17 protein-coding genes are annotated in these 21,850 nt (G+C 74.2%); 13 read left to right on the forward strand and 4 right to left on the reverse strand.

Annotated features, from left to right (window positions below; all coding sequences use genetic code 11):
- Window positions 1-36: 36 nt before the first annotated feature.
- The 4 genes from V6D49_RS21955 to V6D49_RS21970 form a co-directional block, all read right to left on the reverse strand.
- Window positions 37-2,412, reverse strand: a complete 2,376-nt coding sequence (locus V6D49_RS21955) for a transglutaminase TgpA family protein (protein WP_340562195.1) — start codon at window positions 2,410-2,412, stop codon at window positions 37-39.
- Window positions 2,409-3,866, reverse strand: coding sequence for a DUF58 domain-containing protein (locus V6D49_RS21960; RefSeq protein WP_340562197.1), 1,458 nt, complete (start codon window positions 3,864-3,866; stop codon window positions 2,409-2,411). Before V6D49_RS21960 ends, V6D49_RS21955 begins: the two co-directional genes overlap by 4 nt.
- On the reverse strand, window positions 3,866-4,879 hold the full coding sequence (locus V6D49_RS21965; RefSeq protein ID WP_340562199.1) for an AAA family ATPase: 1,014 nt from the start codon (window positions 4,877-4,879) through the stop codon (window positions 3,866-3,868). Before V6D49_RS21965 ends, V6D49_RS21960 begins: the two co-directional genes overlap by 1 nt.
- A gap of 153 nt (window positions 4,880-5,032) precedes the next feature.
- Entirely contained in the window at window positions 5,033-5,563 is a 531-nt protein-coding gene (locus V6D49_RS21970; RefSeq protein WP_340562201.1) for a beta-class carbonic anhydrase, read from the reverse strand.
- Window positions 5,564-5,994: 431 nt separating this feature from the next.
- On the opposite strand from V6D49_RS21970, the gene rsmH reads away from it, so the two are divergent.
- The 13 genes from rsmH (at window position 5,995) to V6D49_RS22035 (ending at window position 21,798) form a co-directional block, all read left to right on the forward strand.
- Window positions 5,995-6,963 carry a 16S rRNA (cytosine(1402)-N(4))-methyltransferase RsmH gene (rsmH, locus tag V6D49_RS21975; RefSeq protein WP_340562203.1) on the forward strand — a complete coding sequence of 323 codons (969 nt, stop codon included), beginning with the start codon at window positions 5,995-5,997 and terminating at the stop codon, window positions 6,961-6,963.
- On the forward strand, window positions 6,960-7,340 hold the full coding sequence (locus V6D49_RS21980) for a hypothetical protein (RefSeq protein ID WP_340562205.1): 381 nt from the start codon (window positions 6,960-6,962) through the stop codon (window positions 7,338-7,340). The genes rsmH and V6D49_RS21980 overlap by 4 nt, the downstream gene beginning before the upstream one ends.
- Window positions 7,337-9,394 carry a peptidoglycan D,D-transpeptidase FtsI family protein gene (locus V6D49_RS21985; protein WP_340562206.1) on the forward strand — a complete coding sequence of 686 codons (2,058 nt, stop codon included), beginning with the start codon at window positions 7,337-7,339 and terminating at the stop codon, window positions 9,392-9,394. Before V6D49_RS21980 ends, V6D49_RS21985 begins: the two co-directional genes overlap by 4 nt.
- A 17-nt stretch (window positions 9,395-9,411) precedes the next feature.
- Window positions 9,412-11,181 (forward strand): UDP-N-acetylmuramoyl-L-alanyl-D-glutamate--2,6-diaminopimelate ligase, encoded by a 1,770-nt coding sequence (locus V6D49_RS21990; protein ID WP_340562208.1) that lies wholly within the window; start codon window positions 9,412-9,414, stop codon window positions 11,179-11,181.
- The gene (locus V6D49_RS21995; protein WP_340562210.1) at window positions 11,178-12,608 is read left to right on the forward strand and encodes a UDP-N-acetylmuramoyl-tripeptide--D-alanyl-D-alanine ligase; all 1,431 of its coding nucleotides are present in this window, start codon (window positions 11,178-11,180) and stop codon (window positions 12,606-12,608) included. The genes V6D49_RS21990 and V6D49_RS21995 overlap by 4 nt, the downstream gene beginning before the upstream one ends.
- The gene (mraY, locus tag V6D49_RS22000; RefSeq protein ID WP_191207528.1) at window positions 12,605-13,663 is read left to right on the forward strand and encodes a phospho-N-acetylmuramoyl-pentapeptide-transferase; all 1,059 of its coding nucleotides are present in this window, start codon (window positions 12,605-12,607) and stop codon (window positions 13,661-13,663) included. The genes V6D49_RS21995 and mraY overlap by 4 nt, the downstream gene beginning before the upstream one ends.
- Window positions 13,660-15,168 carry a UDP-N-acetylmuramoyl-L-alanine--D-glutamate ligase gene (gene murD, locus V6D49_RS22005; protein WP_340562212.1) on the forward strand — a complete coding sequence of 503 codons (1,509 nt, stop codon included), beginning with the start codon at window positions 13,660-13,662 and terminating at the stop codon, window positions 15,166-15,168. Before mraY ends, murD begins: the two co-directional genes overlap by 4 nt.
- A 62-nt stretch (window positions 15,169-15,230) precedes the next feature.
- Entirely contained in the window at window positions 15,231-16,673 is a 1,443-nt protein-coding gene (ftsW, locus tag V6D49_RS22010; RefSeq protein ID WP_340562214.1) for a putative lipid II flippase FtsW, read from the forward strand.
- A 6-nt stretch (window positions 16,674-16,679) separates the two neighbouring features.
- Entirely contained in the window at window positions 16,680-17,774 is a 1,095-nt protein-coding gene (murG, locus tag V6D49_RS22015; protein WP_340562215.1) for an undecaprenyldiphospho-muramoylpentapeptide beta-N-acetylglucosaminyltransferase, read from the forward strand.
- A 32-nt stretch (window positions 17,775-17,806) separates the two neighbouring features.
- On the forward strand, window positions 17,807-18,685 hold the full coding sequence (locus tag V6D49_RS22020) for a cell division protein FtsQ/DivIB (protein WP_340562217.1): 879 nt from the start codon (window positions 17,807-17,809) through the stop codon (window positions 18,683-18,685).
- A gap of 362 nt (window positions 18,686-19,047) precedes the next feature.
- On the forward strand, window positions 19,048-20,268 hold the full coding sequence (ftsZ, locus tag V6D49_RS22025; protein ID WP_340562219.1) for a cell division protein FtsZ: 1,221 nt from the start codon (window positions 19,048-19,050) through the stop codon (window positions 20,266-20,268).
- Between the two features lie 30 nt (window positions 20,269-20,298).
- A complete protein-coding gene (pgeF, locus tag V6D49_RS22030; protein WP_340562221.1) occupies window positions 20,299-21,030 on the forward strand; it encodes a peptidoglycan editing factor PgeF in 732 nt (243 codons plus the stop codon).
- Window positions 21,031-21,033: 3 nt separating this feature from the next.
- Entirely contained in the window at window positions 21,034-21,798 is a 765-nt protein-coding gene (locus tag V6D49_RS22035) for a YggS family pyridoxal phosphate-dependent enzyme (RefSeq protein ID WP_340562222.1), read from the forward strand.
- The last annotated feature ends 52 nt before the right edge of the window (window positions 21,799-21,850 follow it).

Here is a 21,850-nt window from a genome sequence, read left to right on the forward strand (position 1 = left end):
GCGGGGGGCGGACGTGCGCGTGGGGCGCGGCCGCTGTCAGCCGCGCTGGAGCAGGGCCCGCAGGGAGCCGGCGGTACGGGACCAGAAGGCCCGGTGGGCCTCGGTCAGCGCCGCCCACCGCTCGGAGCCGGCCCACACCACCCGGACGGAGGAACGCGGCAGCAGCGTGGCCCGCAGCCGGGTCCGCCGTGGCGCGGCGGCTCGCAGCCCGGCCCGCGCCAGCTCGACATCGGCCGTGTGACCGCCCGCCGGGACGTCCCCGGGGGCGGGCGCGTACAGGGCCCGTTCCACGGCGTCGGCCAGGCGGTGCACGGCGGCCTCCGCCGGGCCGTCCAGCCGCCCGACCCGTACCAGACGCACCGCGCTCTGGCGCGGCGTGGCCGACTCGTCGGGCGGGATGCCGACGTCCCACCCGGCGTCCCGCAGCTCCTGCCAGGACGCGAGGGCGTCCCCGCCGGAGCGCCGCCGCCGCACGGACGCCCGCCACAGCAGCGGGGAGAGCAGCAGCGCCCCGACGACCAGTGCGAGGGCCGTCCACAGGGCGACGAACCGCACGGTGTCCCAGGGGAAACCGCCGGCGGCCCCCGCGGCATCCTGCTCCTCCTCGCAGCCGCCGAGGCCCGGCGGGCAGTCCTCCTGGTCCTCCGGCCCGGGGGACGGCTCGGTGCTCTCCTCGGGACGCGGCAGGTCCGGTTCGTCGGTGGCGCCCGGCTCGGGCAGCGAGGGCAGCGCGTACTCCGGGGTGGTGCCCCGGGCGGGGGTGGGCTCGAACCGCGTCCAGCCGACGCCTTCGAAGTACAGCTCCGGCCAGGCGTGCGCGTCCTGGAGGCCCACCAGGCGGGAGCCGTCCGGTGCCGTGACGCCCGGGGTGAAGCCGACGGCCACGCGGGCCGGGATGCCCAGCGAGCGGGCCATTGCCGCCATGGTGAACGAGAAGTGGATGCAGAAGCCCTCCTTCTGCTCCAGGAAGCGGGCGATGGCCTCGCTGCCCGTGCCCGCCGCCACCTCGGTGTCGTAGGTGAAGCCGCCGCCGCGGGCGAACCAGTCCTGGAGGGCGACGGCCCGCTCGTAGTCGTTCTCGGCCCCGGCGGTCACCGCGAGCGCGCGCTCCAGGACGACACCGGGCAGGTTGTCGGGCACCTCGGTGTACTCGCTCAGCAAACCCTCCGGCGGGCGCGGAGCGTTCGCGAGCTGTTCCGCCGTCGGCCGCAGCACCAGGCTCTGCACCTCGTACCGCGCCTCGGCGGTCGTCTGCCCGCCGTCGCCGACGAGGGTGCGGCCCTCGGGCTCGAAGCGCCAGCGGCCGTCCACGGCCACCCGGCGTGCCGGGTACGGCATGGGCAGCCAGCTCTGCTCGTACCAGTCGGCCGCCGCGATCCGCGTCGTGACCACCTCCCGGTCCACCGCCGGTGACAGGCCGGGCGGTGCCGGAAGCGTCTGCGGGACGTCGGTGATCCGCCGCTGCGACGGACGCCAGGCCTCCCCGTCGAACTCGTCGAGCGCCACGATCCGCATGTACAGGTCGGAGACGTCCTCCGCGTCCGTCTGGTAGGTGAGGACGGTCCGGTTCTCCGGCTGGTTCAGGCTGTCCTGCAGCGCGACGAGGGGGTTGACGGCCGTGACGGTGTTCCCGCCGTCGCTCCGCCCCCCGGTGCCCCGCCCGTCGGAGTCCAGCAGACCGGTCCCGAGCGCCGGCAGCGCGAGCGGCACCAGGAGGGCCAGGCCGAGCGCGGCCACCCCGATCCGGTGGCCGGTGCGCACCGGCGAGGCCCGCCGCACCCGGACCGGGGCGCCGGGCGCCCCGGGGGGCGGGGACTCCCCGAAGACCGTGCCCCACCGGGTGAGCCGCTCCCGTCCCTCGGCGAGGAGCAGCAGCAGGTATCCGCCCGCGGCGCACAGGAACCACAGCCAGCGCCCGTCGCCGTCCCCGGAGAGCCCGGCGGCGACCGAGTAGAGCGCGAGCAGCGGCAGCCCGGCGGGGGCGGCGGCGCGGTAGCTGACGGCGAGGACGTCCACGAGCAGCCCGATGAGCAGGACGCCGCCGACCAGCATCAGGCGTATGCCGTCCGTGACGGGAGCCGGTATGGCGTACTGGCTCACGTCGTCGCCGCCCTGCACGAGCAGGGTGCCGAAGTGCTCGAACGCGGTCGGCCCCGGCAGGAAGCCCGCGACGGCGGACTCCCGCACGAACAGGAACGTCAGCATGAGCAGGGCCAGCACGGCCTGCGCCAGGATGACCGGCCAGCGTGGTGCCGCGACGCGCCGCAGCGCCGTTCCGAGCGCGCTCTGCACGCCGAGGACGGCGGCGGCCTGCAGGAGCCAGGAGTAGCCGTCCACCAGCGGAAGCAGCGCGGTCGCGGCGGCGAGCGTCGCGGCCCAGGCGCAGAGGGTGAGTCGTGCCCGTACGCTCATCGTTCCCCTCCCGGGGTTCCGGTCGTCCCGCTGCGTCCCGGCGCCGCCGGCACACCGGCGGCCGCCGAGGTGGGCGGCGGCCCCGGGGGCGGTGGCGGCGTGCCCGGCGGCGGGGGCGGCGCGGCCGACGCGACGGGCGGGGCCGGCGGTGCCGGCGCGGCGGAGGCGCCCGCCGCGTTCGCCCGGTCCGCCAGCTGCCAGACGTTCGGCAGCGCGTCGTGCGGGGTGAACGGCAGGACGGACCAGCCCGCCTCGCGCAGCGCACGCATCTGCAGCTCCTCGGCCTGCGGCGCCCGCTGGCCCCGGGCGACGAGCGCGACCGCGCCGCCGGAGCGCTGGCGCATCCGGGCGGCGACGCCGCTCTGTGCCTGGTCGAGGTGGCCGAAGAAGGCCACCAGCAGCCCGCCGGCCCCGTCCCGCAGGGCTTCGGCGGCCGGGTCCAGGCCGGGTGTGACCGAGTGGCCGACGACGGCGAGGGTGTCCAGCACCAGACCTGCGGTGTCCGAGCCGTCGCCGCCCGCGGAGCCGCCGTCCGGCCCGGGCGTCAGCGCGCCGGTGTCCGTCAGCAGCCGCACCTGGTAGCCGCGCTCCAGCAGGTGCAGGGCGACGGAGGCGGCGCCGGTGACGGCCCACTCGAACGGCGAGTCCGGCCCGGAGCCCGCCCAGGCGCCGCGCCGGGTGTCGAGCAGCACCGTGGCCCTGGCCTGACGCGGCTGCTCCTCGCGCCGCACCATCAGCTGGCCGCGCCGGGCGGTGGAGCGCCAGTGCACGCGCCGCACGTCGTCGCCGTGCCGGTAGGCGCGCGGGATGACGTCGTCGTCACCGGTGACGGCGAGCGCGCGGCGGCGCTCGTCGCCGTACCCGGTGGCCTCGCCGACGAGCCGCACCGGCGGCAGCGGCTGTGCGGCCGGTATGACGGTGAGCAGGTCCTGGGTGCTGAACGAACGGGTCAGCTCGACCATCCCGAAGGGGTCCGTGACGCGGAGCTGGAGCGGCCCCAGGGGATAGCGTCCGCGCAGGTCGGAGCGGATGCGGTAGGACACCTCGCGTCGCCCGCCGCCCTCCACCCGGTCCAGCACGAACCGGGGCCGGGGCCCGAGCACGTAGGGCACCTGGTCCTGGAGCATGAGCATGCCCGTGGGCACGCGGGAGACGTTGTCGACGCGCAGCTGGACCCGTGCCTCGGACCGTACGGCGACGCGGGCGGGGGTGAGGCGCCGCGCGCCGGTCACCCGGTGGCGGGAGAGGTGCAGGGCGAGGACGCACACCAGCGGCAGGACGGCCAGCAGCGCCCCCACCCGCAGCAGTTCGGGCTGGCCGAGGAGGTAGGCGCAGACCGCCGCCGCGACACCGGCGGCGAGGAACGACCGGCCCCGTGTGGTGAGCCCGCCGAACGAGGCGCGCAGCGACCCCGTCCGCCGGACAGCGCCCCGGCCCCCGGGGGCGGACGCCATCAGTACCCCCGGGCCTGCACCTGGGCCTGCGCGCCGCCCCACCCCGGCGTCGCGTCCGGCAGCGGGGTGCGCTGCACGATGTCGTAGACGACGTGCTCGGCGGTACGCCGGTTCAGCTGCGCCTGCGGGGTGGGCAGCAGCCGGTGGGCCAGTACGGGAAGGGCGAGGAACTGGACGTCGTCGGGGAGGGTGAAGTCCCGACCGGCGAGCGCCGCGGCCGCGCGGGCGGCCCGCAGCAGTTGGAGCGTGGCGCGCGGGGAGGCCCCCAGCCGCAGCTCGGGGTGGTTGCGGGTGGCCGACACCAGCTCGACGGCGTACCGCTTGACGGCGTCGGAGACGTGCACGCCGCGCACGGCCTCGATCAGTTTGGCGACGTCGTCGGCGTGCGCCACCGGCCGCAGGTCCTCCAGCGGGGACGTTCCGCCGTGCACGTTCAGCATCTCCAGCTCGGCCGCCGTGCTCGGGTAGCCGATGGACAGCCGGGCCATGAAGCGGTCGCGCTGCGCCTCGGGCAGCGGGTAGGTCCCCTCCATCTCCACCGGGTTCTGCGTGGCGACCACCATGAACGGCGCGGGCAGCGGATACGTGTGCCCGTCCACGGTGACCTGGCGCTCCTCCATCGACTCCAGCAGCGCCGACTGGGTCTTGGGGGAGGCGCGGTTGATCTCGTCGCCGATGACGACCTGGGCGAAGATCGCACCCGGCTTGAACTCGAACTCGCGCCGGTCCTGGTCGTACACGCTGACGCCCGTGATGTCGGAGGGCAGCAGGTCGGGCGTGAACTGGATGCGGCGCACCGAGCAGTCGACCGACCGGGCCAGCGCCTTCGCGAGCATCGTCTTGCCCACGCCCGGCACGTCCTCGATCAGGAGGTGTCCTTCGGCGAGGAGCACGGTGAGGGCGAGCCGGACGGCCTCCGGCTTGCCCTCGATCACGCTCTCCACCGAGCGGCGCACTCCGTCCGCCGTGGCGGTCAGGTCGCTGAGGTTCTCTCGCGTGTCATACGTCGTCACCCGGCCCTCCTAGGCCCGTTCCCGAAGGCCGGACCTCACGGGTCACGAGGCCGGCCACCCCGAATCGTCCCGGCTCCGACCGGTACGGACCCCTCGGGTCCGTACGGCTCGGAGCCGTTGACGGTTCATTCTTCACAGACCGGCGGCCGTACGTCACTTTCCCGGGGCGATCCCGGGGGCGATCTCGCGCAGCAGACCGGTCGTCACGTCGAAGACGAATCCCCGCACATCATCAGTGTGCTGGAGGAACGGGGAGGTGCGGACCCGCTCGATCGACTGGCGCACGTCCTGGTCCACGTCCCGGAAGGACTCCACGGCCCACGCGGGCCGCTGGCCGACCTCGAGCTCCAGCTCGTGCCGGAAGTCCTCGGTGAGCTTCATGAGCCCGCAGTCGGTGTGGTGGATCAGGACGACCGAGCGGGTGCCGAGCGCGCGCTGGCTGATGGTCAGGGAGCGGATGACGTCGTCGGTCACCACACCGCCGGCGTTGCGGATGGTGTGGCAGTCACCGAGCCGCAGGCCGAGCGCCCGGTGCAGGTCGATCCGGGCGTCCATGCAGGCCACGACGGCGACGTTCAGCACCGGGGCGGCGTCCATGCCCGGGTCGGTGAAGGAGGTCGCGTACTCGGCGTTGGCGGCGACGAGGCGGTCGGTGACCGCGCGCGGGTTGGGTGAGGTCGACATGGTCCGACGGTATCCGCGCCCCGCGTTCCCGGCGCGCTGTGAGACCGGACGTTCGGTGGAAAAGGGGTCGAGCCGAAGGCGCGGTGTGAGGCACTCCACAGGCTCCACAGGCGTCCACAGGGGTGCTCCCGCCCCACCCCGCGAGCCGCCCGCGCGTCGTGCCGGGGCGGGCGCACGGGCACATCGGCGCCACCACCCGCAGGACGCGCCAGACCGGTTGATTGACCGAGCCGACGACTGGACTAGAGTGACGCGAGCGGGAGCCGAGCGGGGCAGCATCTCCGATGCTCCGGCCACTCCCGACCTTCCCGGCCCTCACCGGCATCTTGAGCGCCCCGCATCCGTCGACGAAGCCGGGCGTACGACGGCCACGACGGCCTCCGTCGCCCGCCGGGACCGGGCCGGGGCCGAGCCGGGACCTGAGAGGGCGCATGACCAGCAACCACGACGAACGGCACGTTCCGGTCATGCTCCAGCGGTGCCTGGAGCTGCTGGCTCCGGCGCTCACCCGGCCGGGAGCGGTCGTCGTCGACTGCACGCTCGGTCTGGGCGGCCACAGCGAGGCCCTGCTCGACGCCTTCCCCGACGTCCGGCTCATCGCCCTCGACCGCGACCCCGACGCGCTCAAGCTGGCCGGGGAACGCCTGGCCCGGTACGGCGACCGGGCCACCCTGGTGCACGCGGTCTACGACGAACTGCCCCGCGTGCTCGCCGGGACGGGCACCCCGCGCGTCCAGGGCGTCCTCTTCGACCTCGGCGTCTCCTCCATGCAGCTCGACGAGGCCGCCCGGGGGTTCGCCTACGCGCAGGACGCCCCCCTCGACATGCGGATGGACCAGAGCCGCGGCGTGTCGGCGGCCGAGGTGCTCAACACCTACCCGCCCGGGGAGCTGGTGCGCATCCTGCGCACCTACGGCGAGGAGAAGCAGGCCCGGCGCATCGTGGAGGCCGTCGTCCGGGAACGCGACCGGGAGCCGTTCGACACCAGCGCCCGGCTGGTGGACCTGATCCGCAACGCCCTGCCGCAGGCCGCCAAGCGCACCGGCGGGAACCCCGCCAAGCGCACCTTCCAGGCCCTGCGCATCGAGGTCAACGGCGAGCTCGCCGTGCTGGAGAGGGCCCTGCCCGCCGCCGTGGACGCCCTGGCGGTGGACGGCCGCATCGCGGTGCTGTCCTACCACTCGCTGGAGGACCGGCTGGTCAAGCAGGTCCTCGCGGCCGGCGCCGCCACCACCGCGCCGCCCGGCCTGCCCGTCGTCCCCGAGCGCTACCAGCCCCGGCTCGAACTGCTGACCCGGGGCGCGGAACTGCCCACCGAGGAAGAGGTCGCCCGCAACCGCCGCGCCGCCCCGGCCCGGCTGCGCGGCGCCCGACGAATCCGGGAGGTCGCACCGGCATGACCCGCACGACCGGACGTACCCCGCGCACCTGGCCGCCGGTGATCGGCCGGATCGTCCCGGGCGGCGGCTCCACCGCGGCCCGCACCCCGTTCGTCCTGCTGGTCGTCGTCCTGCTCGGTTCGGGCCTTTTGACGCTGCTCCTGCTCAACGCGGCCGTCAACGAGGGCTCCTTCGAGCTGGGCAAGCTGCGGCAGGAGACGCGGGAGCTGACGGACGAGGAACAGGGTCTCCAGCAGGACGTGGACTCCTTCTCCGCCCCCGGTGCGCTGGACCGGCGGGCGCGGGAGCTGGGCATGGTCCCTGGTGACGTCCCCGTCTTCCTCCGCCCGGACGGCACCGTCCTCGGCGAACCCGCCCCGGCCGCGGACGCCCGGTGAGCCCGCAGGAGCCGCCCCGGCGCCGGGTCCCGCGCCCCGCCCGCCCGGACCGCCCCGGCCGTTCGGCCCGTCCGGCGGCCGGTGACCGCCGGGCCGAAGCCGGACGGGCCGACGAACGTCGGGCCCGGGCAGGACGCGCCGACGAGCGCCGCGCCCCCGGACGCCCCGCACGTCGCGAGCCGCCGCCCCGCCCCCGCGCAGGGCGGCGGCCCCCGCCCCGCCCGCCCCGGGAGCTGCGGCTGGCCGCGCCGCGCACCCGGCTGCGGCTGCTGAGCGTGGCCGTCACCCTGGTGCTGCTCGTCTTCGGGCTGCGGCTGCTCCAGGTCCAGGCCGTCGACGCGAACAGCTTCGCCGCCGCGGCCGACGTCAACCGCTACGTCACCGTCCCCCTCGCGGCCGAACGGGGCACGATCACCGACCGGGGCGGCCACGAGCTGGCCACCACCGTCGACGCCTACGACATCACCGCCGACCCCTACCTCTTCGGCGAGGAGCGCACCGGCGTGCCCGACGCGCCGGCCCGGGCCGCCGCCCTGCTCGGCCCGATACTGGGCGAGGACCCGGCGGAGCTGGAGCGCAGGCTCACCGACCCGCCCGCACCGCGCTACGTGCGGCTGGCGTACCAGCAGACGCCCCAGGTGTGGCGGCAGATCCAGGACCTCAAGAAGGCCCTGGCGGACCAGCAGGAGAAGAAGGAGGGCGTCAACGTCCTGGCGGGCGTCTACGCCGAGCCCCGGGCCAAGCGCGTCTACCCGGGCCACGAGCTGGCCTCGGGCGTCCTCGGCTTCGTCAACTCCGCGGGCGAGGGCGGCGGCGGGCTGGAGGCGCAGCTCGACACGCTGCTGGCGGGCGAGGACGGCACGATCACCTACGCCCAGTCCGCCGGCCGTCGGGTGCCGACGGCCGGGGGGCAGGAGCAGCCGCCCACCCCCGGCACCGGGGTGGAACTCACCCTGGACCGCGACATCCAGTGGGCCGCGCAGGAGGCCATCACCGAGCAGGTGAAGAAGTCGGAGGCGGACGGCGGGTACGTCATCGTCCAGGACGTGCGGTCCGGCGAGATCCTCGCGATGGCGGGCGCCCCCGCCTTCGACCCCAACGACCTGTCCACCGTCTCGGCGAAGAACCTCGGCAACCCCGCCCTCCAGGACGTCTACGAGCCCGGCTCCACCGCCAAGCTCATGACGATGGCCGCCGTGCTGGAGGAGAAGGCCGCCGCCCCCGGCACGCACGTCACGGTGCCCAACCGGCTGCCCCGCGCCGGCCGCAAGTTCGCCGACGACCACGACCACGAGACGTACCACCTGACGCTGACCGGCGTCCTCGCCAAGTCCAGCAACATCGGCACCATCCTGGCGGCCGAGCGGCTCGGTGAGAGCCAGCAGGAGGCCAACGAGGTCCTGCACGGCTACCTGCGGGCCTTCGGCGTCGGGCGCCCCACCGGCCTCGGATTCCCCGGCGAGAGCCCCGGCATCCTGGCCGCGCCCGGCGACTGGAACGCCGCCCAGCAGCACACGATCCCCTTCGGCCAGGGGCTGTCCGTCAACGCCCTCCAGGCCGCGTCCGTCTACTCCACGATCGCGAACGGCGGCGTCCGCGTCACCCCCAGCCTGGTCCGTGGCACGGTCGGGCCGGACGGACGCTACGAGCCGGCGCCGGAGCCCGACCGGAAACGGGTGGTCAGCGAGAAGACGGCCGACACCCTGGGCCTGATGCTGGAGGAGGTCGTGACCGACGAGGAGGGCACCGGCAGGCCGGCGGCCGTGCCGGGCTACCGGGTGGCGGGCAAGACCGGCACCTCCAACCGCGTCGACCCCGAGACCGGCCGCTACAACGGCTACACCGCCTCCTTCGCCGGGTTCGCCCCGGCGGACGACCCGCGCGTCACCGTCTACTGCGCGGTGCAGAACCCGACCGAGGGCGGCTACCACGGCAGCTCCGTGTGCGGACCGGTGTTCCGCCACGTCCTGCAGTTCTCCCTGAAGACCCTCCAGGCCCCGCCGACCGGCGTCAAGGCACCGAACCTGCCCACCACCTTCACCCCGGGCGACTGAACGGAAGATCCCCCCACGTGACCACCATCACCGGCGACTCCGCCAACCGGCCGGCCCCCGCGGGCACCGCCCACCGGGCCGGCCCCTCACGTCGCGGCGCACCGGGCGCGCCCGGTAACCTCACGGCCGTGCCACAAGCTGATCAGACCCCTACGTCCCCCCCACGCCCCTCCGGAGTGCGGCCCGTCGAGCTGGCGGAGCTGACCCGGTCGCTGGGGATCGCGGAGCCGCGCCCGGCCTCCCCCCAAGCGGGCCCCGGCGACGCCGCCGAGCCTCCCCGGACCGCCGTCACCGGCATCACGCACGACTCCCGTGCCGTGCGGTCCGGTGACATCTACGCCGCCCTGCCGGGGGCCCGGTTCCACGGTGCGGACTTCGCCGCGCAGGCCGCCTCGCGCGGCGCCGTCGCGGCCCTGACCGACCCGGCGGGCGCGCAGCGGTGCGCGGACGCCGGGCTCGCCGTGCTCACCGTGCCCGACCCGCGCCGTCACATGGGTCACCTGGCGGTCGCCATCTACGGTGACCCCGGCCGCGACCTGCTCCAGATCGGCATCACCGGCACCTCCGGCAAGACGACCACCGCCTACCTCGTGGACGGCGGGCTGCGCGCCGCCGCCAAGGAGGGGGAGCTGACCGGCCTCATCGGCACCGTCGAGTCCCGCATCGGGGACGAGCGGCTGAAGGCGCAGCGCACCACCCCCGAGGCCACGGAGCTCCAGACCCTCTTCGGCGTCATGCGGGAGCGCGGGGTCACCTCGGTGGCGATGGAGGTCTCCAGCCACGCGCTCGTCATGGGCCGGGTGGACGGTTGCGTCTTCGACGTCGCCGTCTTCACCAACCTCAGCCCGGAGCACCTGGACTTCCACACCGACATGGAGGACTACTTCCAGGCGAAGGCGCAGCTGTTCACCCCCGAGCGGTCCCGCGCCGGCGTGGTGAACCTCGACGACGAGTACGGCCAGCGGCTCGCCCGCGAGGCCGGGGTGCCCGTCACCACCTTCTCCGCCGAGGGCCACCCCGACGCCCACTGGCGCGCCGACGACGTCGAGGTCGGGCCGCTCGGCTCGGTGTTCACGGTCCTCGGGCCGGACGGCCAGCGGGTGCGCGCCGCCGCACCGATGCCGGGGCCGTTCAACGTCTCCAACGCGCTGGGCGCCATCACCGCGCTCGTCGTGGCGGGCATCGACGTGCAGACGGCCGCCGACGGCGTCGCCGCCATCCCCGGTGTCCCCGGCCGGCTGGAGCGCGTCGACGCGGGCCAGCCCTACCTGGCCGTCGTGGACTACGCGCACAAGCCCGACGCCGTCGAGTCCGTGCTGCGGGCCCTGCGCCGGGTCACCGACGGCCGCATCCACGCCGTCCTCGGCTGTGGCGGCGACCGCGACCCCCACAAGCGCGGCCCGATGGGCGCGGCCCTCGCCCGGCTGTCCGACACCGCCGTGCTGACCTCCGACAACCCGCGCTCGGAGGACCCGCTCGCCATCCTCGCCGCCATGCTGGCCGGGGCCGCCGAGGTCCCGTCCCACGAGCGCGGCACGGTGCTGCTGGAGGAGGACCGGGCCGCCGCGATCGCCGTCGCCGTCGCCCGTGCCGAGCCCGGGGACGCGGTGATCGTGGCCGGGAAGGGGCACGAGGTCGGCCAGGACATCGCCGGGGTCGTCCGCGCCTTCGACGACCGCGAGGTGCTGCGCGCCGCCATCGAGGAGCGCGGCCGCCGCGCGGCCGGCACCGCCGGGGCACCACGGGAAGAGCACGGCACCACCGACGAGGAGCGGCCCGCCCGATGATCCCGCTGACACTCGCCGAGATCGCCACCGTCGTCTCCGGCCGTCCCCACGACATACCGGACGCCCAGGTGAAGGTGACCGGCCCGGTGGTGTACGACTCCCGTGAGGTCGTCCCCGGTGGGCTGTTCGCGGCCTACGACGGCCAGCGCGTGGACGGCCACGACTTCGCGCGGCAGGCCGTGGCGGCCGGCGCCGTGGCGGTGCTGGCGACGCGGCCCGTCGGCGTGCCCGCCATCGTCGTCGACGACGTCACCGCCGCCCTCGGCGCCCTCGCCCGGCACGTCGTGACGGCCCTCGGCACGGCCGTGGTCGCGCTCACCGGCTCCTCGGGCAAGACGAGCACCAAGGACCTCCTCGCCCAGCTGTTGGAGGCCGACGCGCCCACGGTGTGGACGCCCGGCTCGCTCAACAACGAGATCGGGCTGCCCGTCACCGCGCTGCGCGCCGACGCCACGACCCGTCACCTGGTGCTGGAGATGGGCGCGCGCGGCATCGGCCACATCCGCTACCTCACCGGTCTGACGCCGCCGCGCATCGGTCTCGTCCTCAACGTCGGCACCGCGCACCTCGGCGAGTTCGGGGGAGTGGAGCAGATCGCGCAGGCCAAGGGGGAGCTGGTGGAGTGCCTGCCGTCGGCCGAGGACGGCGGCGTCGCGGTGCTCAACGCCGACGACCCGCGGGTGCGGGCCATGGCGGCCCGCACCCGGGCCCGCGTCGTCCTCTTCGGCGAGTCCGCCGACGCCGACGTGCGGGCCGAGGACGTGTCCCTGGGCGCCGGCGGGAGACCCTCTTTCACGCTTCACACACCCTCCGGGTGCAGTGATGTGACCTTGCGCCTGTACGGTGAGCACCACGTGTCGAACGCGCTCGCCGCGGCAGCCGTCGCCCATGAACTGGGCATGCCCGCCGACGCCATCGCACAGGCGCTGAACCATGCCCGCGGTCTCTCCAAGTGGCGGATGGACGTCACGGAGCGCGCGGACGGCGTCACCGTCGTCAATGACGCGTACAACGCGAATCCCGACTCCATGCGGGCCGCTCTGCGCGCACTGGCCGCGATGGCGGGGGGCGGGGCGGACGGTGTGCCGCGTCGCACGTGGGCGGTGCTCGGTGAGATGGCCGAACTCGGTGAGGCGGCGCTCGCCGAGCACGACGCGGTCGGACGGCTCGCCGTCCGGCTCAACGTCAGCAGGCTCGTGGCGGTCGGCGGCCGGGAGGCCGCGTGGCTGGACATGGGCGCCAAGAACGAGGGTTCGTGGGGTGAGGAGTCGGTGCACGTGTCCGACGCACGGGCGGCGATCGACCTGTTGCGCAGCGAGCTGCGCCCGGGGGACGTCGTACTGGTGAAGGCGTCCCGTTCGGTGGGGCTGGAGCAGGTCGCGCAGGAACTGCTGGCCGACCCTGAGGGCGGGGTCGCCGGGCGATGAGGCAGATCCTCTTCTCCGGGGTCATCGGTCTGTTCCTGACCCTGATCGGCACCCCGCTGCTGATCAAACTGCTCGCCCGCAAGGGGTACGGCCAGTACATCCGGGACGACGGCCCCCGGGACCACCACAGCAAGCGCGGCACGCCGACCATGGGCGGCATCGCCTTCATCCTGGCGACGCTCGTGGCCTACGTCCTCACCAAGCTGATCACCGGCAGCGAACCGACCATCTCCGGTCTGCTGGTGCTCTTCCTGATGGCGGGCATGGGCCTGGTCGGCTTCCTGGACGACTACATCAAGATCGTCAAGCAGCGCTCGCTGGGTCTGCGGGCGAAGGCCAAGATGCTGGGCCAGCTCATCGTCGGCGTCACCTTCGCGATCCTCGCACTCAACTTCGAGGATCTGCGAGGCAACACCCCGGCGTCCGACCGACTTTCCTTCACCCAGGACTTCGGCTGGCAGATCGGTCCGGTGCTGTTCGTCATCTGGGCCCTGTTCATGACGCTCGCGATGTCCAACGGCGTCAACCTGACGGACGGTCTGGACGGTCTGGCCACCGGCGCGTCGGTCATGGTCTTCGGCGCCTACACCTTCATCGGCGTCTGGCAGTACCAGGACTCCTGCGCGATCACCGGCAGCCCCTCCTGCTTCGAGGTGCGCGACCCGCTCGATCTCGCCGTCGTCGCCGCCGGTCTCATGGGGGCCTGTTTCGGCTTCCTGTGGTGGAACACCTCGCCGGCCAAGATCTTCATGGGGGACACCGGTTCGCTCGCCCTCGGCGGTGCCCTCGCCGGTCTGGCGATCATCTCCCGCACCGAGCTGCTGCTGGCCATCCTCGGCGGCCTCTTCGTCCTCATCACCCTGTCCGTGGTGATCCAGGTGGGCTCGTTCCGCCTGACCGGGAAGCGGGTGTTCAAGATGGCGCCGCTCCAGCACCACTTCGAGCTCAAGGGCTGGAGCGAGGTCCTCGTCGTCGTCCGCTTCTGGATCATCCAGGGCATGTGCGCGATCGTCGGCGTCGGCATCTTCTACGCGGCCTGGGCGGCCCAGAAGTGACGGCCGCGCCGCCCTTCGGGGACGCCGCCGGACACCCGCCCGAGGTCGACGGGCGCACGGTCACCGTGGCCGGGATCGGGGTGAGCGGCGTGAGCGCCGCCCGTGCCCTGGCCCGGCTCGGGGCCGCCGTCACCGTGGTGGACGGCGGCGACGGCACGGTGCAGCGCGAGCGCGCCGAGGCGCTCGCCGCCGACGGCATCAGCACGCGGCTCGGTGACGGGGAGACGCTGCCGCCCGGCACGGAACTCGTCGTCACCTCGCCCGGTTGGCGGCCCGACGGCCCGCTGTTCGCCGCCGCTGCCGCCGCGCGGCCGGGCGGCGTCCCCGTCTGGGGCGACGTCGAGCTGGCCTGGCGGCTGCGGGCCGTCAAGGGGGCCTGCGACGCGCCCTGGCTCGCCGTCACCGGCACCAACGGCAAGACGACGACCGTGCAGATGCTGGCCGCCGTCCTCGACGCGGCGGGGCTGCGTACGGCGGCGGTGGGGAACATCGGCACACCGATCGTGGACGTCGTCCTCAGCGGCGAGCCGTACGACGTCCTGGCCGTCGAGCTGTCCAGCTACCAGCTGCACTGGGCGCCCTCCGTGCGCGCCCACTCGGCCGCCGTGCTCAACCTGGCCCCCGACCACCTCGACTGGCACGGCTCCATGGCCGCCTACGCCGCCGACAAGGGCCGCGTCTACACCGGCAACACGGTCGCCTGCGTCTACAACGCGGCCGACCCGGCCACCGAGGCGCTCGTCCGTGAGGCCGACGTCGTCGAGGGCTGCCGGGCCGTCGGCTTCACCCTCGGCACCCCCGGCCCGTCCGAGCTGGGGGTCGTGGACGGCCTGCTCGTGGACCGCGCGTTCGTGCCGAACCGGCACCAGCAGGCCCAGGAACTGGCCGAGCTCTCCGACATCGCCCCCTCGGCCGGCCCGCCCGCGCCGCACAACGTCGCCAACGCGCTCGCCGCCGCCGCGCTCGCCCGCGCGTTCGGCGTGCCGCCCACGGCGGTGCGGGACGGGCTGCGCGCCTTCTCCCCGGACGCCCACCGCATCGCGCGGGTGGCCGAGGTGGACGGCGTGGCCTACGTCAACGACTCCAAGGCCACCAACACCCACGCCGCCCAGGCCTCGCTGGCCGCCTACGAGCCGGTGGTGTGGATCGCGGGCGGGCTGGCGAAGGGCGCCACCTTCGACGAGCTGGTCGGTTCGGCGGCCGGCCGGCTGCGCGGCGTCGTCCTCATCGGGGCCGACCGGCACCTGATCGCCGAGGCCCTGGCGCGACACGCCCCGGATGTGCCCGTCGTCGACCTCGACCGGACCGACACTGGGGCGATGACGGAGGCCGTGCGGGCGGCGGCCGGGCTGGCCCGGTCAGGCGACACCGTCCTGCTGGCCCCGGCCTGCGCGTCGATGGACATGTTCACCCACTACGGGCGGCGCGGCGAGGCGTTCGCCGAGGCCGTCGGCCTGCTCGGCGGCGCGGCCGGTAGCGTGCGGCCCAAGGACCGGGAGGCGTAGGCCCCCGCCGGTCGTCCCGGCCCACCGGACCGTCCGGCGGCCCGGCGGAAGGGGAGAACGAGATGACGGCGGACAAGCGGCCCACCCGCGAGGCGGCCCCCGTCCGGCGGCCCCGCCCCGCCGGCCGGGCGCCCCGGCGTCCGTCCCCCGACGCCCCGCGTGCCGCCGTAGCCCGGACGCCGCCCGCCCCGGCCCGGCGCCCCGTCCCGGCCCCGGCATCCGTCCTGCGCGCGGGGCGCGGAGCGCTGGGGCAGCGGGTGGCGGGGCTGCACGACCGCGCCCGGCGGGCCTGGGACCGTCCGCTCACCGCCTACTACCTCATCCTCGGCGGCAGCCTCCTCATCACCTCCCTGGGCCTGGTGATGGTCTTCTCGGCCTCCCAGATCCAGGCGCTGCGCTTCGACCTGCCGGCGACGTACTACTTCAAGAAGCAGCTCGTCGCCGCGACCCTCGGCACCGTCGCGCTGCTGGTGGCGTCCCGGCTGCCCGTGAAGCTGCTGCGCGCGCTGTCCTACCCGCTGCTGCTGATCACCGTGGTGCTGCTCGTCCTGGTACAGGTGCCGGGCATCGGCGTGGAGGTGAACGGCAGCACGAACTGGCTGAGCGTGGGCGGGCCGTTCATGCTGCAGCCCAGCGAGTTCGCCAAGCTCGCCCTGGTGCTGTGGGGGGCCGATCTGCTCGCCCGCAAGGGGGAGCGGGGCCTGCTCACCCAGTGGAAGCACCTGCTGGTCCCCCTGATCCCCGGGGCGCTGCTCATCTGCGCCCTGGTGATGCTCGGCCGCGACATGGGCACGGTCATGATCATCGCGGCCGTCCTCTTCGGGCTGCTGTGGCTGGCCGGAGCTCCCGCGCGCATGTTCGGCACCGCGCTGGTGTGCGCGGCGGCCGCCACCGTCGTCCTCATCGCGGTGGCGCCCCACCGCATGAACCGGCTCGCCTGCCTCGGGGCGTCCGATCCCGGGCCCGACGACCGCTGCTGGCAGGCCCTGCACGGCCTCTACGCCCTGGCCTCGGGTGGGTGGTTCGGTTCCGGTCTGGGTGCGAGCGTGGAGAAATGGGGCGAACTGCCCGAGCCCCACACGGACTTCATCTTCGCGATCACCGGTGAGGAACTGGGCCTGGCGGGGACGCTGTCCGTTCTCATGCTCTTCGCGGCTCTAGGCTATGCGGGTATCCGCGTGGCCGGACGCACGGAGGACCCCTTCGTGAGATACGCCGCGGGGGGTGTGACGATCTGGATCACGAGCCAGGTGGTCATCAACGTCGGTGCCGTTCTCGGGCTGCTGCCCATCGCCGGTGTGCCCCTGCCGCTGTTCTCCTACGGGGGCTCCTCCCTGCTGCCGACGATGTGTGCCGTCGGGTTGCTGATCGCGTTCTCCCGCAGCGACCCCGCCGCACGCGCGGCGCTGGCCATGCGGCAGCCTGGTGTCCTGAGGACGCCGGGTGGCGCGAGACGGAAGACGATGCGACGACCCGTCAGGAAGCGGTCGTCCGGAGAGCGGTGAAATTCGGTGCATGTCGTACTCGCCGGCGGGGGGACCGCCGGCCACATCGAGCCCGCGCTCGCCCTCGCGGACGCCCTGCGGAGGCAGGACCCGACCGTGGGGATCACGGCCCTGGGCACGGAACGCGGACTCGAGACGCGGCTCGTACCCGAGCGCGGTTACGAACTGGGTCTCATCCCGGCCGTGCCGCTGCCCCGCAAGCCCACGCCCGAGCTGATCACGGTCCCCGGGCGGCTGCGCGGCACCGTCAAGGCGGCGGAGCAGATCCTCGAACGGACGAAGGCGGACTGCGTCGTCGGCTTCGGCGGCTACGTGGCCCTGCCCGGCTACCTCGCGGCCAAACGGCTCGGGGTGCCCATCGTCGTCCACGAGGCGAACGCCCGGCCGGGCCTGGCCAACAAGATCGGCTCCCGGTACACGCGGTACGTCGCCGTCTCGACGCCGGACAGCAAGCTGCGGCACGCCCGGTACGTCGGCATCCCGCTGCGCCGTTCGATCGCGACCCTCGACCGCCAGGCCGTGCGCGCCGAGGGCCGGGCCGCCTTCGGGCTGGACCCCAACCTGCCGACGCTGCTGGTCACCGGCGGATCGCAGGGCGCACGGCGGCTCAACGAGGTCGTGCAGGCGATCGCGCCCGTCCTGCAGCGTTCGGGGATCCAGATCCTGCACGCGGTCGGGCCGAAGAACGAACTGCCGCAGACGGACAACATGCCCGGAATGCCCCCCTATATCCCGGTACCGTATCTGGACCGGATGGACCTCGCCTACGCCGCGGCCGACATGATGCTCTGCCGCGCGGGCGCGATGACCGTCGCGGAGCTGTCCGCCGTCGGGCTGCCCGCCGCCTACGTCCCGCTGCCCATCGGCAACGGGGAACAGCGGCTGAACGCCCAGCCGGTGGTCAAGGCGGGCGGTGGACTCCTGGTGGACGACGCCGAGCTGACGCCGGAGTGGATCCAGGGCAACGTGCTTCCGGTCCTCACCGACCCGCACCGGCTCTACGACATGGCGCGCTCGGCGGCGGAGTTCGGCCGGCGGGACGCCGACGAGCTGCTGGTCGGCATGGTGCACGAGGCGATCGCGTCGCGCCGGGCGGCCTAGCCGCACGGCGAGCGGCCGGGAAGGCAGGAGCAGTGGGCGGCGCAGCCGGACCGGTCGCCGCCGCGGAACCCCGCGGCGGCGAGCCCGAGCAGTCGGAGTCCGCCGGGGACGGACCGGAGGGCCGGCGGCGGTGGCTGCCCGGCCCGCTGCGGCGCCTGCGCCCGCCCCGGCCGCGCCCGCCCCGCCTGCGGCTCCCGAGCCGTCGCCGCATCCGGCTCGTCCTGGCGGCGGCCCTGGTGACGGTCGTCGCGGCGTCGGGGACCTGGGTGCTGTACGGCTCGTCGTGGCTGCGCGTGGAGCGTGTCACGGTCGAGGGTGTCCGTGAGCTGACCGGGGACCAGGTCCGCAACGCGGCCGACGTCCCGCCCGGCGAACCGCTCGCCGCGCTGGACACCGGCGCCGTCGAGGACCGGACCCGGCAGGCGCTCACCCGCATCGCGCGGATCCGTGTCGAACGGGACTGGCCCGACGGCGTCGTCCTGCGCGTCACCGAACGCACGCCCGAGGTGGTGATGGAGAAACCGGGCGAGCGGGGGACGTACTACGAGGTCGACGCCGAGGGGGTGCGCTACGCGGAGGCGCGGGAACGTCCGGCGGGCGTGCCGCTGGTCGTCCTCGACCTCGACGCCTCGCGCAGCAACGACTTCTTCGGTACCGGACGGCTGCGGGCGGCGGCGGTGCGCGTCGCGACGGACCTGCCCCCCGGCGCGCGCAAGGCCACCCGAACGCTGCGCGTGCGTTCCTACGACTCCGTCACCCTGGAGCTGACCGGGGACCGCACCGTGCTGTGGGGCAGCGCCGAGGAGGGCGAGGCGAAGGCGAAGGCGCTCACCGCTCTGCTGAAGGCGGAGCCGGACGCGGCCCACTACAACGTCAGCGTCCCCACCGCCCCGGCCGTCTCGGGCGGTTGACGTCGGGCGGCCCGCCGGGGCGTCGGCACGGATCCCGTTTCCCGCCGGCCGCCGCGCGGTCCCCGTCCGCCGTGACAACTCGGTTGACGGTCTTTCGGCCTGGTGGGCACCCTGGTTGGTTACCACCGAGGGTGATCACATAGGGTGAAAAGAAAAACGGGAGGTTCGGCGTGTTCGTTGAACGCGCAGTGCGTGTCGACCTAGTGTCCGTTCCTAAGACTCCAAGGAATGACAGGCACTGGTAACCCTAAACTTGACCGTTAGGGTTAGGGGTCGGCGTTCGAACCGCCCCATCGGCATAGGTCGGCGGCCACACCACGTGTGGCGCGACGACACGTAACTCGAGGCGAGAGGCCTTCGACGTGGCAGCACCGCAGAACTACCTCGCAGTCATCAAGGTCGTCGGTATCGGCGGCGGTGGCGTCAACGCCATCAACCGGATGATCGAGGTCGGTCTCAAGGGCGTCGAGTTCATCGCGATCAACACCGATGCTCAGGCGCTGTTGATGAGCGACGCCGACGTCAAGCTCGACGTCGGCCGCGAGCTCACCCGGGGCCTTGGCGCCGGCGCCAATCCCGATGTCGGCCGCAAGGCCGCCGAGGACCACCGCGAGGAGATCGAGGAGGTCCTCAAGGGGGCCGACATGGTCTTCGTCACCGCCGGAGAGGGCGGCGGCACCGGCACCGGTGGCGCGCCCGTGGTCGCGAACATCGCCCGCTCGCTGGGCGCGCTGACCATCGGCGTCGTGACGCGCCCCTTCACCTTCGAGGGGCGGCGCCGGGCGAACCAGGCGGAGGACGGCATCGCCGCCCTCCGCGACGAGGTCGACACCCTCATCGTCATCCCCAACGACCGGCTGCTGTCCATCTCGGACCGCCAGGTCAGCGTCCTGGACGCCTTCAAGTCGGCCGACCAGGTGCTGCTCTCCGGTGTGCAGGGCATCACCGACCTCATCACCACCCCCGGTCTCATCAACCTCGACTTCGCGGACGTCAAGTCCGTCATGTCGGAGGCCGGTTCGGCCCTCATGGGCATCGGCTCGGCCCGGGGCGACGACCGCGCGGTCGCGGCGGCGGAGATGGCCATCTCCTCACCGCTCCTCGAAGCCTCCATCGACGGCGCACGCGGTGTGCTGCTTTCGATCTCCGGTGGTTCCGACCTCGGACTCTTCGAGATCAACGAGGCCGCCCAGTTGGTCAGCGAGGCCGCGCACCCCGAGGCCAACATCATCTTCGGCGCCGTCATCGACGACGCGCTCGGCGACGAGGTCCGGGTCACCGTCATCGCCGCCGGTTTCGACGGCGGTCAGCCGCCCGCCAAGAACCGCGAGAAGGCCCTCGGTTCGTACGGGAAGGACGAGTCGGCGGGCAGCGGCCCCCGTCCCGCCCCGCCGGTGCCGGACGAGCGCCCCTCCTTCGGTGGCCTCGGCAGCGTGCCGGCCCGCGACGAGGAGCCCGAGCCGGCCGCCGATCCGGCGCCGGCCGCCGAGGCGTCCCCCGTCACCCCGCCGCACGTCCCGTCGGCCCGTGACTACCAGGACAGCCAGGCCGAGGAGCTCGACGTCCCGGACTTCCTCAAGTAGCCACCACCGTACGGACCGGCCCCTCGCGACGTGATACGACAGCACGACACCAGCAGCGGCGCCCACTTCGCCTTCACCGACCGGTGGGGCGGGGTGAGCGCCGCTCCCTATGGCACCCTCAACCTCGGCGGCGCGGTCGGGGACGACCCCGCGGCCGTCCGGGCCAACCGCGCCCTGGCGGCCCGGAGTCTCGGCCTCGACCCGGAGCGCGTGGTCTGGATGAACCAGGTACACGGCGCCGACGTCGCGGAGGTCGACCGCCCGTGGGGGACGGAGGCCGTGCCCGCCGTGGACGGCCTGGTCACCGCCCGGCGCGGACTGGCCCTGGCCGTCCTCACCGCAGACTGCACCCCCGTCCTGCTCGCCGACACCACGGCCGGGGTCGTGGGCGCCGCCCACGCCGGACGTCCGGGCCTGGTCGCCGGGGTGGTGCCCGCCACCGTGCGGGCCATGGTCGCCCTCGGCGCGGACCCGGCCCGCGTCACCGCCCGCATCGGCCCCGCGGTCTGCGGTCGTTGCTACGAGGTGCCGGAGGCCATGCGGGCCGAGGTGACCGCCGTCGCGCCCGCCGCCCACGCCACGACCCGGTGGGGCACCGCGGCCGTCGACGTGGCCGCCGGGGTGCGGGCCCAGCTCGCTGAAGCGGGGGTCGCCGACATCGGCGACAGCACGGTGTGCACCCTGGAGTCGGAGGACCATTTCTCCTACCGCCGGGAGCAGCGCACCGGGCGGCTGGCGAGTTACGTCTGGCTGGAGGGCTGAACGATGGCCGAGGGCACACGCGCACCGGGCGCGGACGCCGACCCGGGGGAGCGCGCGGCGGAACTGGCCGCGAACCTCGCGCGGGTGGAGGAGCGTCTGAACGCCGCGTGCGCGGCGGCGGGCCGCGCACGCGAGGAGGTGACGCTCGTCGTCGTCACCAAGACCTACCCGGCGAGCGACGTACGGCTGCTGGCCGACCTCGGGGTGCGGCACGTGGCGGAGAACCGCCACCAGGAGGCCGGGCCGAAGGCCGAGGCGCTGGCCGACCTCCCGCTCGTGTGGCACTTCGTGGGGCAGCTGCAGACCAACAAGGCCCGAGCGGTGGCCGGTTTCTGTGACTATGTGCACTCCGTCGACCGGCTCCGGCTCGTGGACGCCCTCGCGTCCGCGGCCCGGCAACGGGGGCGTGAACTGCGCTGCCTGCTCCAGGTGGCACTGGACAAGGAGGACGCCGGCGCGGAGTCCTCCGCCCGGGGCGGCGTCGCCCCCGCCGACGTCGACGCGTTGGCGGCGGCGGTCACGGCGGCGCCGGGGCTCTCACTGGCCGGCGTGATGACCGTGGCCCCGCTGACCGGCCGTTACGCGGGCCGTCCTGCCGCCGCGTTCGAGCGCCTGGGGGAAATCTCAAGCGGGCTGCGACGGAACGATCCTGCTGCAACCATGGTGTCGGCAGGGATGAGTTCGGACCTTGAGGAGGCCGTGGCCGCCGGTGCGACACATGTACGCGTCGGCACTGCGGTACTCGGAGTCCGTCCCCGCCTCGGGTAACGTCGCCAAGAAAGTCGGACTACAGACGAAAATATGGTCATTTCCGGCGAAA

The organism is Streptomyces sp. GSL17-111, from assembly GCF_037911585.1.
Lineage (GTDB): Bacteria > Actinomycetota > Actinomycetes > Streptomycetales > Streptomycetaceae > Streptomyces.